The sequence below is a fragment of the Roseicyclus marinus genome (assembly GCF_030163795.1).
GTDB classification, from domain to species: Bacteria; Pseudomonadota; Alphaproteobacteria; order Rhodobacterales; family Rhodobacteraceae; genus Roseicyclus; species Roseicyclus marinus.
The window spans coordinates 109,590-124,019 of sequence record NZ_JASJOF010000004.1 but is presented as its reverse complement, the minus strand read 5'-3'; the positions used below and the strand labels follow the sequence as shown (position 1 = coordinate 124,019).

Sequence of the window (14,430 nt, the reverse complement as noted above, 5' to 3'; positions counted from 1 at the left end):
GCCGTATTTCGGGGAAGATGAGGGGAGGCGGTGGCTTTCAGGCCTGCCGTATGCGGTCAGAATTCCCGCGCCAGACCGTGGCCGAGGATCAGTTGGCGCAGGCCGACCCATGCGCCGAACCAGATCGTCAGGGCGACCACGGGGGCGTGGAAAGACAGGAGCGACAACGCCGAGAGGCCCTGGCCGATCGAGCAGCCCGCTGCCAGCACCGCGCCGAAGCCCATCAGGACCGCGCCGCCCATCTGGCGCTTGAGCTCGCGCGGATCCTCGCAGGCCTCCCAGCGGAAGCCGTCGCGGATGAGGGAGCCGAGGAAAGCGCCGATCACGACGCCGAAGACGGAGCCGATGGCGAAATCGGGCTCCAGCCCCGAGGAGGACATCGTGTAGCGGATCGTGTCGCCTACGGGGGCGGTGAAGCTGTGGGAATGGACGAGCCAATGGTCGAAGCCGGTATTGGCGACATGGGCCGTGCCAAGGAACCCGCTGCTGATGGCGAGCCCCGCGACAAGACCCCAGCCGAGTTCCCCGTGTCGACCCGAGCGCAGGAGCGAGAGGGCGGCGGCGATCAGGATGACAAGACCGAGCGCGCCGCCGATCGTCCAACTGGGCAGGCCGGTGGCACCGCCCAGAAGATGCGCCCAGCCTTGCGCGGCGTCTGGGTGTTGGTCGATCGGGAAGAGCCGTTCACGCAGGGCGGCCAGCGGACCGGAAAGCATCGCATAGGCGGCCACGCCCATGACAAGGGCGATCACCATGGCGCGCAGGTCGCCGCCGCCAAGCCGGGCGAGCATCCCGAAGCCGCAATTGCCCGCCTGCGCCATGCCATAGCCGAACAGGAGACCCCCGAGCGCGGCACCGGCCAGCGTAAAGCCGTTGTAGAGGTAGATCGCCTGGTGCAGCCGGATCAGGCCCGCGCCTTCGGCGGCGAAATTGGCGGTCATCGCGGCGCCGAGCGCCACCACCCACATCCAGAGCCGGGTGCGGTCCTGCCCGAAATGGGCATCTTCGACCATGCCAAGCGTGCAAAAGCGACCCAGCCGAGCGGCAAGGCCGAGGACGATGCCACCGGCAAGGCCGATCAGGGTGATCGACCAAGCCTCTCCCAAAACGTCGAGCATGTTCCCTCCCTTCGACCCGACCGAACGCCGGTCTCAAGGCGCGGGGTCAGGTGCAGAACAACTCGTAGACACGCTCGATGATCAGGCGCGCCCGTTCGTCTGTCAAACGGTAATAGATCTGTTTGCCGTCGCGGCGGGCGGTCACCAGACCCTCGAGGCGGAGGCGCGAGAGTTGTTGGGAGACGGCGGCCTGCCGGGAGGCGAGCATCGCCTCGATCTCGGCCACGGATTTCTCGCCATTGGCCAGCGAGCACAGGATCATCAGCCGCCCCTCGTGGCTGATGGCCTTGAGGAAATCGGAGGCCGTCTGCGCATTGGTGCGGATGCGGTTCCAGGTGGCGTCATCCATCGGCTCGTCGAGCCGGGGCAGGATGGACGGGGCCTGCGAGGCGTTGTTGGTCTTGTCGATCTCGGACCTGTCGTGGTGCAGGTTCATGATGCACTCCCTTGCGGGGAACAAATCATGCCGCATCGCGGCAGGGCAAGAGGGCTGTGGCGGCTTGGGGTCATCCGTCGGCGTTCCGTGTCATCCATGCCGCATCGGCCGTGTCGAGCATCCGTCCGAGAAGGCCCCAGAAGAAATCCTCGCCCGGATAGCCTTCGAGGCGCGACACCTCGGCCCCGTCGCGCATCAGGATGAAGGTGGGGGTGAAGACGGGGCGGGTGTCGAAGGCCAGATCGTCGGGCAGGGGTTGGCGCAGGTCGACGCGGCGTAGTGGCGCGAAGCGGCCCTCGGGGGTGAGCGGATATTCGGGGGCCACGTCGCGGTTCCAGCGCGCGCAATAGGCGCAGCCGTGCTGTTCGATCAGGACCAGTTCCCAATCCTGCGCCTGCGCGGCGTGCGGTTGGGCCACGAGGATCACCACGGCTGCCAGCAGAGCAGCCAGGGAATGTCTGATCCGGGCAAGGTGCGACGTTGACGTAACTCTCATGGCCTCTTTAATATGAATTCTTGAATGTGAAGTCCACGCCAGCTTGAAGCAGGAATCCCGATGTTCGACATTTCGCTGAGCGGGGCCTTTCTGGCGGGTCTGTTGTCGTTCCTGTCACCCTGCATTCTGCCGATGGTGCCCTTTTACCTGAGCTATCTGGGCGGCATGAGCGCGGCCGAAGTGGCGCAGGGCGGCGCGATCACGCGGGCGACGCGGGTGCGGGCCGTGACGGGGGCCATGATGTTCGCGGCGGGCGTTCTGACGGTGTTCGTGGCATTGGGGGCTTCGGCCTCGTTCTTTGGTCAGGTGCTGCGCGACTGGTTCGACGTGCTGCGCTACGTGGCGGCGGCGATGATCATCGGCATGGGCCTGCATTTTTTGGGCGTGATCCGGATCGGCTTTCTGAACCGCAGCTTGCGGGCGGAGCCGGGCGACACCGCGAACCTCGGGCTTGGCGGGGCCTATGTGATCGGGCTGGCCTTTGCCTTTGGATGGACGCCCTGCGTCGGGCCGGTGCTGGCGGCGATCCTGTTCATGGCGGGCACGACGGATACGGCGGGGCAGGGGATGCAGTTGCTGTTCGCCTACGGGATCGGGATGACCTTGCCATTCGTGCTGGCGGCGGGATTCGTGGGGCCGTTCATGCGGTTGATGCGGCAGTTCCGGCGGCATCTGGGTACAGTGGAAAAGGTGATGGGGGGCGCGCTGGTCGTGTTCGGCGTGCTGATCGCCACCAACGCGCTGCTGTATGTGGGGCAGTGGATGATCGAGACGTTCGAGGTGTTCCAGACCATCGGGTAAGGTCCATCGCGCAACGGCAGACGGGGAAGAGGAGGCCCTGGAGACATGTTCGCAAGACTGACCGGAGTGATTGTTGGCGCCACGCTTGCCCTGTCGGGCGCGGCAGGGGCCGAAGTGGGCGATGACGGGCTGCATATCGCGCCCTGGATCGAGGAGACGTTTCTCGACCTGCGCGAGGATCTGGACGAGGCCAATGCAAATGGCCAGCGCCTGATGGTCATGATCGAGCAGCGCGGCTGCATCTATTGCTCGCGGATGCACGAAGAGGTCTGGGTCGAGCCCGACATCCTGCGGATGCTGGAAGAGGATTTCTACGTCCTGCGCATCAACATGCATGGGTCCACCGAGGTGACGGATTTCGATGGCGAGACGATGGAGGAGCGCGAGATCGCCCGGCGCTGGCGCAACCTGTTCACGCCGACGATCCTGTTTTTTCCCGAGGATGTGCCCGAAGGCGTGACCGGTATGGAGGCCGCGGCGGTGGTCATGCCGGGTGCCTTCGGCCGCTGGACGACGTTCAACATGCTGAACTGGGTTCTGGAGGAAGGCTACGAGGGCGAAGAAGATTTCCAACGATATCATGCCCGTATGTTCGCCGAACAGGCCGCGGCCGGCGCCGTGGAATGACGTCCGCAGATATCACATGCAAAAATCTGAAAGTGTTCTTGCAATCACAAGGTGAGCAATACTACGGTATACCGGAGGCCGGTGACTCGGTCCCAAGGGAGGAACTACAGTGAAGCGCCAGATGCTTATGGCGGCCGGCATTGCCTTGGCTGCGACGAGTGTTCAAGCCGATGTCATCGCCCCCGACGACGTGGTTATGAGCGAATACGGGGAAGTTTTCGAAAGCCTGACAGGGGTTCCGGGGGACGCCGCACGCGGGGCCGAAATTTTCGCAAGCAGATCGGGTGGCAATTGCCTGGCCTGTCACGCGGTGTCGGCACTTTCGGACGAGCCGTGGCACGGCGAGGTCGGCCCTGTGCTCGACGGGGTGGCGACGCGGTGGGAAGAGCCCGCGTTGCGGGGCCTGTTGGTCAATGCCGACATGACCTTCCCCGACTCGATCATGCCCGCCTTCTACAAGGTGTCGGGGTTCACCCGGCCCGGCGATGCCTTCACCACGCGGCCCGCGCCTGCGGATCTGCAGCCAATTCTCGAGGGGCAGCAGATCGAGGACATTATCGCGTTCCTGATGACGCTGACCGACTATTGAGCCGGTCGGCCCCGTAACCCCGAGACCAAGGAGACTGATCTCATGACCCAGACACGCAGGCAATTCGTCGGCTCCGGGCTGGCGGTTCTTGCCGCCTTCGCAGGCCTGCCGCATCTCGCCAATGCCGCCACTCTCGACGAAGCCATTCAGGCTTTCACCGCGGGGGCTGACATGGGCAGCGACGGCATCACGCTGATCGCGCCCGAAATCGCGGAGAACGGCAACACCGTTCCGATCGAGGTGACCGCGCCGGGCGCGGCGGCGATCATGATCCTCGCCGCGGGCAATCCGCAGGCCGATGTCTGCACCTTCAATTACGGCCCGGCGGCGGGATCGCAGCTGGCTTCCACCCGGATCCGGTTGGCGGGCGAGCAGGAAGTGGTCGCCATCGCGCGGATGCCCGACGGCAGCTTCAAGCAGGCCCGCCAGAATGTGCGCGTGACCATCGGCGGTTGCGGCGGCTGAGCGAAACGAGAGGACAAGGAGAGAGACCATGGCAGAGAATGTCACACCCCGCGTCCGCGTTCCGCGCGATGCCACGGCCGGCGAAAGCGTGTCGGTCCGTACCCTGATCAGCCACCCGATGGAATCGGGTCAGCGCCGCGGCAGCGACGGTAACGTCATCCCGCGGTCGATCATCAACCGCTTCACCTGCGAGTTCAACGGCGCGCTGGTCGTCGATGTCGAGATCCATCCCGGCGTATCGACCAACCCGTATTTCCAGTTCGACGCAGTCGTCAACGAAACCGGCACGTTCCAGTTCACCTGGTACGATGACGATGGCTCGGTCTACACGGACACGGCGGATATCACCGTCGCCTGACCGGACCTGCCAGACCAAGCCGTCGCAAGGGAGGAAGTAACGGCCATGACAAGAAAAGCGCTTCTTGGCGGAACATCGGCGGCGATCCTCGCCGTCCTTGCCGCCGGGGTCGGCCTTGCCGATATTCGCACCGGGGGGGAACTCGTCATCAACGGCGAGATCGCCATCGTCACCGAAACCGAACCGCCCGAACATCTCGCGGGGGTGTTCGACACCATCTATTCCGGCTGGGTGTTCCGCACCGACGAGACGCGGGCCATGCAGGCGGATGATTTCGACAACCCCGGCATGCTTTATGTCGAGCAGGGGATCGAGGCGTTCAACACCGCGATGGGGACCGAGGGCAACAGTTGCGCCTCGTGTCACGAGAACCCCGAAAGCCTTGCAGGCGTCCGCGCCACCTATCCCCAGTGGGATGAGGAGCATGGCGAGGTGCAGACCGTCGAGATGCAGATCCTCGAATGTCAGACCGAGCGCATGGGCGTGGCGGAGCCTTATGGCTACGACAGCCAGGAAATGCGGAACATGGTCGCCCTGATCGCGTCGGTCGGTCGCGGGCAGACGGTGAACGTGGCCATGGATGGCCCCGCTTCCGAGGCTTGGGAACTGGGTCGCGAGATCTACTACACCCAATACGGCCAGATGGAGCTGAGCTGCGCCCAGTGCCATGAGAACAATTATGGCAACCTGATCCGGGCAGACCATCTGAGCCAGGGGCAGGTGAACGGGTTCCCGACCTATCGTCTGAAGAACGCCAACATCGTGTCGATCCACAACCGTTTCCGCGGCTGTATTCGCGACACGCGCGGCGAACCCTATGCGGTCGGCAGCCCCGAATTCGTGGCGCTGGAGCTTTACGTCGCCTCGCGCGGCAACGGCCTGACGGTCGAAGGCCCGGCCGTTCGCAACTGACAGCAAGATCAGCGCCCCGGAGCAATCCGGGGCGTTGTCCGTTCCAATACATTCAATAACTTGAATAACATCAGGGGTTGAACCATGATCTCGCGTCGCCATTTCGTGCAGGCCGCCCTGGCCACATCGGCCCTTTACGGGGCTTCGGGCTTCGGCAACTGGGCGCGGCTGGCCGCGCAGCAATCGCTGACGCAGGACCAGCTGATCGGCGAGGGCGGACCCGGCAACGTGACGCTGATCCACATCACCGACATGCACGCCCAGACCCAGCCGATCTATTTCCGCGAGCCGGAATTCAACATCGGCGTCGGCATCCATGCCGGCCAGCCGCCGCATCTGGTGGGCTCCGAATTCCGGGCGCGGTTCGGCGTCGAGCAGGGCAGCGCGCTGGATTACGCGCTGACCTACAGCGATTTCGAGGCGATGGCGCGAGGCTATGGAAGGATGGGTGGGCTTGACCGGATCTCGACCGTGGTCAAGGCGATCCGGGCGCAGGCCCCCCACGCGCTTTTGCTGGACGGGGGCGACACATGGCAGGGATCGCTGCCCAGCCTGCGGACGCGGGGCATGGACATGGTCACGCTGATGAATGCGCTGGGTGTCGAGGCGATGACCTCGCACTGGGAATTCACGCTCGGGTCGGACCGGGTCAACGAGCTGATCGAGAACCATGTGAACCCCGCCTTCCTCGGGGCCAATATTTTCGACGCGGAATGGGACGAGCCGGTCTACGACGATTACAGGATCTTCGAGCGCAACGGCACCGCCATCGGCGTCATCGGGCAGGCCTTTCCCTACATGCCGATCGCAAATCCTGGTTGGATGTTCCCCGAGCTGAGTTTCGGCCTGCGCCGCGACCGTATCGCGGAAGTGGTGGAGGAAGTGCGCGCGGCGGGGGCGCAGGTGGTCGTGCTGCTGTCGCACAACGGGTTCGACGTGGACCGGCAATTCGCGCGCGACATTCCCGGCATCGACGTGATCCTGACCGGACATACCCATGACGCGCTGCCCGAGCCCATTCAGGTCGGCAACACCTTCCTGATTGCGAGCGGAAGCCACGGCAAGTTCGTGAGCCGTGTCGATCTGGATGTGCAGGACGGCGCGATGCGCGGCATCAGCCACCGGTTGATCCCGATTTTCTCCGACGTGATCGAGCCCGACCCGGAGATGACGGCGCTGGTCGACGAGACGCGCGCGCCCTATGCCGCCGAAATGTCGGAGGTCATCGGCACCTCGGGATCGCTGTTGTTCCGGCGCGGCAATTTCAATGGCACGTGGGATGATGTGATCTGCGACGCGCTGATCAGCCAGCGCGACGCGCAGATCGCGCTGTCCCCCGGTTTCCGCTGGGGCGCGGCCATCCTGCCGGGACAGGAAATCACGCGCGAGGACATCTACAACGTCACCGCCATGACCTACCCGGCCGCCTATCGGACCGAAATGACGGGCGAGATGCTGCACACGATCATGGAAGACGTTGCTGCCAACATCTTCAACCCCGACGCCTATTACCAACAGGGCGGTGACATGGTGCGGGTGGGCGGCATGGGCTACCGGATCGACCCGGCCCAGCCACAAGGAAGCCGCATTACCGAGATGACGCTCCTGTCCACCGGCGAATTGGTCCAGCCCGAGCAGTCTTATGTCGTTGCCGGCTGGGCCAGCGTGAACCAGGCCACCGAGGGTCCGCCGATCTGGGATGTGGTGGAAAACCACATCCGCGCGCAGGGCACCGTGACGCTTGAACCCAACAACTCCGTCGATGTCGTGGGCGGCTGACGCCCCTGCCTGACCAGAGAGGTATCGAAAAATGACCGACAGTCCGAAATTCAGCCAATCGCGCCGGCAGTTTCTGGCAGGGGCCGCCGTGGCCACGGGGGCCGCTGCTGCGGGCAAGTTCGCCCATGCGCAGGCCGCGGGGCCCGATCCGGCGATCATGGAGATGCAGCCCTGGCAGCAATACCTTGGTGCGGGCGTCGATGCCGCGCCCTACGGCGTGCCCTCGCCGCACGAGGCGCATGTGGTGCGCCGCAACGTGGAATGGCTGACCGCCGATACCGTCAGCTCGGTCAATTTCACGCCGCTTCACGAGCTGGAGGGGATTATCACCCCCAATGGGCTGTGCTTCGAGCGCCACCATTCGGGTGTGGCCGAGATCGATCCCGGCCAGCACCGGCTGATGATCAACGGTCTGGTCGACAATCCGCTGGTCTTCACCATGGAAGACCTGATGCGCTTTCCGCGCGAGAACCGGACCTATTTCCTCGAATGCGCGGCCAATACCGGCATGGAATGGCGCGGGTCGCAGCTGAACGGCGTGCAGTTTACCCACGGCATGATCCACAACGTGGTCTATACCGGCGTGCCCCTGCGGCTGTTGCTGGAAGAGGCGGGCGTGCGCACGAGTGGCAGCTGGATCCTGCCCGAAGGCGCGGATGCCAGCGGCATGACCCGGTCGATCCCGATGGAAAAGGCGCTCGATGATTGCATGGTCGCCACGCATATGAACGGCGAAAGGCTGCGCCCCGAACAGGGCTATCCGCTGCGCCTTGTCGTGCCCGGTTGGGAAGGCAACATGTGGGTCAAGTGGCTGCGCCGGATCGAGGTTGGTGACGCGCCCTGGCACCATCGCGAGGAAACGTCGAAATACACCGATCTTCTGGCCGACGGTCAGGCGCGCCGCTTCACCTGGGAGATGGACGCGAAATCGGTCATCACCAATCCCAGCCCTCAGGCGCCGATCCTGCACGGGCCGGGGCCGACCGTCCTGACGGGCGTTGCGTGGTCCGGCCGGGGCACGATTCCGCGGGTGGATGTGACGCTCGATGGCGGCATCAACTGGCACCGGGCGCGCATGTCTGGCCCGTCTTTCGACAAGTCGATGCACCGCTTCTACTTCGAATTCGACTGGGATGGGCGGCCGCTTCTGTTGCAGAGCCGGGCGCATGATTCCACCGGCTACGTCCAACCCACCAAGGATCAGCTGCGCGAGGTGCGCGGCCTGAATTCGATCTACCACAACAATGGCATCCAGACCTGGGCCATCAACGAACGGGGTGAGGCGGAAAATGTCGAAGTCGGTTGAAATGATGAAAACCCTCACGCTGTCCACGGCGCTTGTCGTCACCGCGGCCTTCGCCTTTGCGCAGGAAAACCCCGCCCCGAGCCGCGAGGGCGGTTTCGGCCTCGGGCGCACCGCCTTGCCCGAGGAAGTCGCGGCATGGGACATCGACATCCGCCCCGACGGGCAGGGCCTGCCGGTGGGGTCGGGCGATGTCTACACGGGCGAAGAGCTCTACATCGATTACTGCTCGGCCTGTCACGGCGATTTCGGCGAGGCGGTCGGCCGCTGGCCGGTTCTGGCCGGGGGCTTCGGCACGCTCGACGACGAGGATCCGCACAAGACGATCGGGTCCTATTGGCCCTATCTGTCGACCGTCTGGGACTATGTGCATCGCGCCATGCCCTACGGGGCCGCGCAATCGCTGGAGGATGACGAGGTCTATGCAATCGTCGCCTACCTGATGTATCTCAACAATATGGTCGAAGACGATTTCGAATTGTCGAACGAGAACTTCCTCGAGATGGCGATGCCCAACGAGGATGCATTTTTCATGGATGACCGGGCGACGACGGAACTGACCGTGTTCGCTGGCGAGCCCTGCATGGAAAATTGCGCGGAAAGCATCGAGATCACGGCACGCGCGACGGTTCTGAACGTCACGCCGGAAACCGCGGAGGATGCCTCCGCTGCGCCCGAGGCCATGCCGGTTGCGGCGGAAGCCGAGGTGGTCGAAACCGCAGCGGCCGAGCCCGAGGCACCGGCCGGTCCTGACCCGGAACTCGTCGCGGCGGGCGAGGCGCTCTGGCGGCAATGCGCGTCGTGCCACCAGATCGGGGAGGGTGCCACGAACCGCACAGGGCCGATGCTGAACAACACCTATGGCGCGCCCGTTGGCAGCCACGAGGGGTTCCGCTATTCGCCCGCCTTTGCCGAAGCGAATGCGGCAGGCATGGTTTGGGACGACGAGGCGCTTTCGGCCTATTTGCTTGATCCGCGCGGTTTCATTCCCGGCAATCGCATGGCTTTCCGCGGGCTGAGGTCCGAGGACGAGGCTGCCGCCATGATCGCGTATATCCGGGCAGAGGGGGGCGACGCTCAATGACACCGGCCCGCGCGGGTCTTGCCGCGTTTGCCTTTGCGACACTGGCTGCGTCGGCTGTCCCGGCGCTTGGCCAAGGCGACCCGGCACGGGGCGAGCCGCTCTATCGCCCCTGTCAGGCCTGCCACATGATCGGAGAGGGGGCCGTCCACCGCGTCGGCCCCCATCTGAACGGGCTGGTGGGGCGGTCGATCGGGGCCGTTCCGGGCTACGAATTCTCGGAAGATCTTGCCGCCGCGGGGGCAGAGGGGGCGATTTGGGACGAAGACACGCTGGACCGGTTTCTTGAAGGCCCGCGCGCCTATTTTCCGGGTACGCGCATGGTCTTTCGCGGCATCCGATCCGAAGAGGATCGCGCAGATCTGATCGCCTACCTGCTGGACGAGGGTGGCGCGGCCGAAGAGGGCGACACGCAGGGAACCGAGGTGGCCCTTGACCCCGAGATTGCCGCCATCGTCGCCATCGCGGGCGACGTGCCCTACGGCGAATACCTGTCCTCGGAATGCACGGCCTGCCACCAGCCGAGCGGGGGCGGCGATATTCCGTCGATCCGGGGGCTGGCACCCTCCGCCTTCATCGCGGGAATGGTTGCTTATCGAAATGGAACGCGCGAACATCAGGTGATGAACATGGTCTCGCGGCGATTGGGAGACGAGGAAATCGCAGCGCTGGCCGCTTATTTCGCAACGACCGAGTGATCGGGCGGGCGAAGTGTCGATCCATGGGGCGTCACCAGACCGGCGCGCCCTCGCAAGTCCCGGTAAGCGGGTAGAAAGGGAGGAAGACATGAGCATCAACAGACGCGTGTTTCTTGGGACGACCGGAGCGCTTGTGGGAAGCCTTGCCGCACCGATGATCGTCCGTGCGCAATCCGCGCCGCGCGTGGTCGTTGTCGGCGGCGGATCCGGGGGAGCCACGGCCGCGCGCTACATCGCCCGCGACGGGGCAGGCGCGGTCGACGTGACCCTGATCGAGCCGCAGCGGATCTATCAGACCTGTTATTTCGGCAATCTCTATATCGGTGGTTTCTACGATTATGACGACCTCGGCCATGGCTACGGCACGCTGGCGTCCAGCTATGGGATCAACGTGGTCCATGATTGGGCCGTGGGCGTCGATCGCGATGCCAAGACCGTCTCGCTGGCGAGCGGGGCGACGGTACCCTATGATCACCTTGTCCTGTCGCCCGGCATCGATTTCGTCGAAGACAGCGTGCCGGGATGGTCGGTATCGGCGCAGGGCCGGATGCCCCATGCCTACAAGGGCGGCACCCAAGTGCAGTTGCTGCGCGAGCAGATAGCGGCGATGCCCGAAGGCGGCACATTCGCCATGGTCGCGCCGCCCAACCCCTATCGCTGCCCGCCCGGCCCCTACGAACGGGTCTCGATGGTGGCCCATTACCTGCGCGAGAACAATCCGACGGCCAAGATCCTGATCGTGGACCCCAAGGAAAGCTTCTCCAAGCAGGGGTTGTTCGAGGATGGCTGGAACCGGCATTATTCGGGCATGATCACCCGGATCGGGCCCGACATGGGTGGATCGACCTACGAGGTGGATCCGGCGGCGATGACGGTCACGATCGATGGCGTGGTCGAGAACGTGGATGTCTGCAACGTCATCCCCGGCCAGCGCGCGGGCCAGATCGCCTTTGCCGCGGGCATCACCGATGGTAATTGGGCCCCCGTTTCGGCCTATGACATGACCAGCCGGATCGATCCCAGCATCACCGTTCTGGGCGATGCGGCCGCACAGGGCGCGATGCCGAAATCGGGTTTCTCGGCCAACAGCCAGGCCAAGGTCGCGGCCAATGCGATCCTTGCGGCGCTGACCGGATCGCGGGCCTTCCCGGCGCGGTATTCGAACACCTGCTGGTCCTTGCTCGACACCGACGACGGCGTGAAGGTCGGCGCGACCTACGAGGCCAGCGACGAGGGCATCGTGAGCGTGGACAGCTTCGTCAGCCAGGTCGACGAAACCGCCGAGGTGCGGGCGGCGACCTATCGCGAAAGCCTTGACTGGTACGGGGCCATCACGACCGACATGTTCTCCTGAGACCCAAGGCCCCCGTGGGCGGCTCCGTGCCGCCCGCGGGACATGAAACCCGGAGGTTCCCCCGATGCTGCGTTCCCTGATCCTTGCCCTTGGTCTCATGACGATCCCGTTGGCCGTTGCGGCGCAGGAGGCGGTGGTCTTCGACTATGCCGGCAGTTTCGAGGATGCGAGTTTCGGGGTCGAAAACGCGATCATCAACCGCGGTCTGGTGATCGACTATACCAGCCACGTGGGCGACATGCTGAACCGCACCGGCGCAGATGTGGGCGCGACCGAGCAGCTGTTCGACAACGCGCAGATCTTCTTGTTCTGTTCGGCGGCGGTGTCGCGCCGGGTGATGGAGGCCGATCCGATGAACATCGTGCATTGCCCCTATGGCATCTTCATCGCGGAACGCGACGGGGCGGTGATGATCGGGCATCGCGATTACCCCGATGGCCCGATGCAGGAGGTCGAGGCGTTGCTCGACGCGATCATCCTCGAGGCGATGGCCGACTGATCGGCAGGGCGGCTGCATCGGCTTGATTCAGGTCAACGCGGGCCTGCTGCGGAGTGGCTAGACCTGTCCCAGATCGAGGACGGCCGCCATGTTCGAAACCCTTCTGAGACATCTTGGTGAGCCCATGGTCCTGGCGCTGGCCGGGGCCATTACGGGCCTTGTCTTCGGCTTTGCGGCGCAACGGTCGCGGTTTTGCCTGCGCGCGGCGATGGTCGAGGTTGCGGATGGATCTTTCGGCCCCAAGCTTGCGATCTGGCTGATCGTGTTCTTTACCGCGATGGTGCTGACCCAAGGCGGGATCGGCTTGGGTCTGTTCGACGTTTCCTCCACGCGGCAACTGGCCGCCGAAGGGTCGGTTTCGGGCGCGTTGATCGGGGGCGTGATGTTCGGTGTGGGCATGGTGCTGGCGCGGGGCTGCGCGTCGCGGCTTCTGGTCTTGTCGGCCACGGGGAACCTGCGCGCGTTGGTGACGGGCTTGGTGGTGACGCTGGTGGCGCAGGCGTCGTTCACCGGGGTGCTCGCGCCCGCGCGAGAGGCGTTGACGGGGCTTTGGACCGTGCCTGGCGGGGCAGGGCGGAGCCTGCTGGATGGAACGGGTCTGGGTGCCGGTGTGGCCACGGCGTTGGCGGCGCTGGCCTTGATCGGGTCGCTCGTGTTGGGGCTGCGGCGGGGGGTAAGCCTCGGTGTCGTCACCGGGGCGTTTTTCGTGGGGCTGGCCGTGGCGATGGGTTGGGCGCTGACCGCCTTGATCGCGGCCAACAGTTTCGAGATCGTGCCGGTGTCTTCCGTCACCTTTACCGGGCCTGCCACCGACACGCTCATGGCGCTTGTCACGCAACGCTCGGTCGGTCTGTCCTTCGGGATCGGGTTGGTGCCGGGTGTTTTCGTCGGGGCGGGGGCGGCCGCGCTCGCATTCCGCGAATTCCGGCTGGAACGCTTTGGCCCAGAAACGCCGATGGAACGCTACCTGGTCGGCGCGGTCCTGATGGGGTTCGGCGCGATGTTGGCTGGCGGCTGCGCCGTGGGCGCGGGCGTGTCGGGCGGGGCGGTTTTTTCCACCACCGCCTTGTTGGCGGTCTTTGCCATGTGGATCGGGGCCATGGCGACGGTGCGCGTCTTGGCGGCCATGGGCCGCGGGCGCGCTCAGACGGTGTAATTCAGCCCCAGCCGTCCGCCATCGACATAGATCGTTTCGCCCGTGACATAGCTGGCCTTCTGCGAGCACAGAAAGGCCACCACGTCGCCGATTTCGCGCGCCGCGCCGACCCGCCCGATGGGCGTGCGCGACAGGACGCGGGCCAAGGCATCGGCGCTTGCGTTCACGCCCGCCATCATCTCGGTGTCGATGGAACCGGGGCCGACCGCATTGACGCGGATGCCATGGGGGGCCAGCGCGAGAGCAGACGCCTTGGTCAATTGCTGCACCCCGCCCTTGGAGGCGCAATAGGCGGGAATGGCCGGGATCGCCACGACCGCGTTGATCGAGGACATGTTGACGATCGCGCCCTTGATGCCCGCCTTGATCATGCCGTTGGCCGCGCGCTGGGTGGCGGCAAAGACGCTGCGCAGGTTCAACCCGATCACCGCGTCGAAATCCTCGAGGCTGTAAGTGAGGAAATCGCCGGGTTTCGCGATACCCGCGTTGTTCACGAGCGCCGCCACCGGCCCTTCCTCGGCCTCGATCGTGTCGAAGAGGGAGATCAGCGCGGCGGTATCGGCAACGTCGCAGACAAAGCCCCGTCCGCCGATCCCCGTGGCGGCGTCATGGACGCTGTCCTTCACGTCCGCCAGCATGACGCGGTAGCCATCGGCGGCCAGCGCCTCGGCACAGGCAAAGCCGATGCCCTGCGCGCCGCCCGTGACCAAAGCAATCGGTTGATCGGCCATCTGGAATACTCCCTCTCGTCGATGTCG

17 protein-coding genes are annotated in these 14,430 nt (G+C 65.0%); 13 read left to right on the top strand and 4 right to left on the bottom strand.

Features of this window, described 5'->3' with window-relative positions; all coding sequences use genetic code 11:
- Positions 1-56: 56 nt before the first annotated feature.
- From QQK63_RS07720 to QQK63_RS07710, 3 genes are all read right to left on the bottom strand, one after another.
- Positions 57-1,118 carry a YeeE/YedE family protein gene (locus QQK63_RS07720; protein WP_277823264.1) on the bottom strand — a complete coding sequence of 354 codons (1,062 nt, stop codon included), beginning with the start codon at positions 1,116-1,118 and terminating at the stop codon, positions 57-59.
- Between the two features lie 46 nt (positions 1,119-1,164).
- Positions 1,165-1,467: an ArsR/SmtB family transcription factor gene (locus tag QQK63_RS07715; RefSeq protein ID WP_277823685.1), complete on the bottom strand. Its 303-nt coding sequence runs from the start codon at positions 1,465-1,467 to the stop codon at positions 1,165-1,167.
- A 157-nt stretch (positions 1,468-1,624) separates the two neighbouring features.
- Positions 1,625-2,050 (bottom strand): thioredoxin fold domain-containing protein, encoded by a 426-nt coding sequence (locus QQK63_RS07710; RefSeq protein WP_277823262.1) that lies wholly within the window; start codon positions 2,048-2,050, stop codon positions 1,625-1,627.
- Between the two features lie 60 nt (positions 2,051-2,110).
- On the opposite strand from QQK63_RS07710, the gene QQK63_RS07705 reads away from it, so the two are divergent.
- The 13 genes from QQK63_RS07705 (at position 2,111) to QQK63_RS07645 (ending at position 13,672) form a co-directional block, all read left to right on the top strand.
- Positions 2,111-2,851, top strand: a complete 741-nt coding sequence (locus QQK63_RS07705) for a cytochrome c biogenesis CcdA family protein (RefSeq protein WP_277823260.1) — start codon at positions 2,111-2,113, stop codon at positions 2,849-2,851.
- A 45-nt stretch (positions 2,852-2,896) separates the two neighbouring features.
- Entirely contained in the window at positions 2,897-3,478 is a 582-nt protein-coding gene (locus tag QQK63_RS07700; protein ID WP_277823258.1) for a thioredoxin family protein, read from the top strand.
- A 109-nt stretch (positions 3,479-3,587) separates the two neighbouring features.
- Entirely contained in the window at positions 3,588-4,067 is a 480-nt protein-coding gene (gene soxX, locus QQK63_RS07695; RefSeq protein WP_277823256.1) for a sulfur oxidation c-type cytochrome SoxX, read from the top strand.
- A gap of 42 nt (positions 4,068-4,109) precedes the next feature.
- A complete protein-coding gene (gene soxY / locus QQK63_RS07690; RefSeq protein WP_277823254.1) occupies positions 4,110-4,532 on the top strand; it encodes a thiosulfate oxidation carrier protein SoxY in 423 nt (140 codons plus the stop codon).
- A 28-nt stretch (positions 4,533-4,560) separates the two neighbouring features.
- Positions 4,561-4,890, top strand: a complete 330-nt coding sequence (soxZ, locus tag QQK63_RS07685) for a thiosulfate oxidation carrier complex protein SoxZ (protein ID WP_277823252.1) — start codon at positions 4,561-4,563, stop codon at positions 4,888-4,890.
- A gap of 45 nt (positions 4,891-4,935) precedes the next feature.
- Positions 4,936-5,802 carry a sulfur oxidation c-type cytochrome SoxA gene (soxA, locus tag QQK63_RS07680; RefSeq protein WP_277823250.1) on the top strand — a complete coding sequence of 289 codons (867 nt, stop codon included), beginning with the start codon at positions 4,936-4,938 and terminating at the stop codon, positions 5,800-5,802.
- Between the two features lie 84 nt (positions 5,803-5,886).
- Complete coding sequence (gene soxB / locus QQK63_RS07675; protein WP_277823248.1) at positions 5,887-7,581, top strand: thiosulfohydrolase SoxB; 1,695 nt, start codon at positions 5,887-5,889, stop codon at positions 7,579-7,581.
- Positions 7,582-7,612: 31 nt separating this feature from the next.
- The gene (gene soxC / locus QQK63_RS07670) at positions 7,613-8,887 is read left to right on the top strand and encodes a sulfite dehydrogenase (protein ID WP_277823246.1); all 1,275 of its coding nucleotides are present in this window, start codon (positions 7,613-7,615) and stop codon (positions 8,885-8,887) included.
- A gap of 1 nt (position 8,888) precedes the next feature.
- Complete coding sequence (locus QQK63_RS07665; RefSeq protein ID WP_336618789.1) at positions 8,889-9,968, top strand: c-type cytochrome; 1,080 nt, start codon at positions 8,889-8,891, stop codon at positions 9,966-9,968.
- Positions 9,965-10,663 (top strand): c-type cytochrome, encoded by a 699-nt coding sequence (locus QQK63_RS07660; protein WP_277823244.1) that lies wholly within the window; start codon positions 9,965-9,967, stop codon positions 10,661-10,663. Before QQK63_RS07665 ends, QQK63_RS07660 begins: the two co-directional genes overlap by 4 nt.
- An 88-nt stretch (positions 10,664-10,751) precedes the next feature.
- Complete coding sequence (locus tag QQK63_RS07655) at positions 10,752-12,017, top strand: NAD(P)/FAD-dependent oxidoreductase (RefSeq protein ID WP_277823242.1); 1,266 nt, start codon at positions 10,752-10,754, stop codon at positions 12,015-12,017.
- Between the two features lie 64 nt (positions 12,018-12,081).
- Complete coding sequence (locus QQK63_RS07650) at positions 12,082-12,516, top strand: DUF302 domain-containing protein (RefSeq protein WP_277823240.1); 435 nt, start codon at positions 12,082-12,084, stop codon at positions 12,514-12,516.
- Positions 12,517-12,604: 88 nt separating this feature from the next.
- Positions 12,605-13,672: a YeeE/YedE family protein gene (locus tag QQK63_RS07645; protein ID WP_277823238.1), complete on the top strand. Its 1,068-nt coding sequence runs from the start codon at positions 12,605-12,607 to the stop codon at positions 13,670-13,672.
- On the opposite strand, the gene QQK63_RS07640 is transcribed toward QQK63_RS07645, so the two are convergent.
- Positions 13,660-14,403, bottom strand: a complete 744-nt coding sequence (locus tag QQK63_RS07640; protein ID WP_277823236.1) for an SDR family NAD(P)-dependent oxidoreductase — start codon at positions 14,401-14,403, stop codon at positions 13,660-13,662. The two genes, QQK63_RS07645 and QQK63_RS07640, sit on opposite strands and share 13 nt — an antisense overlap.
- Positions 14,404-14,430 lie beyond the last annotated feature (27 nt).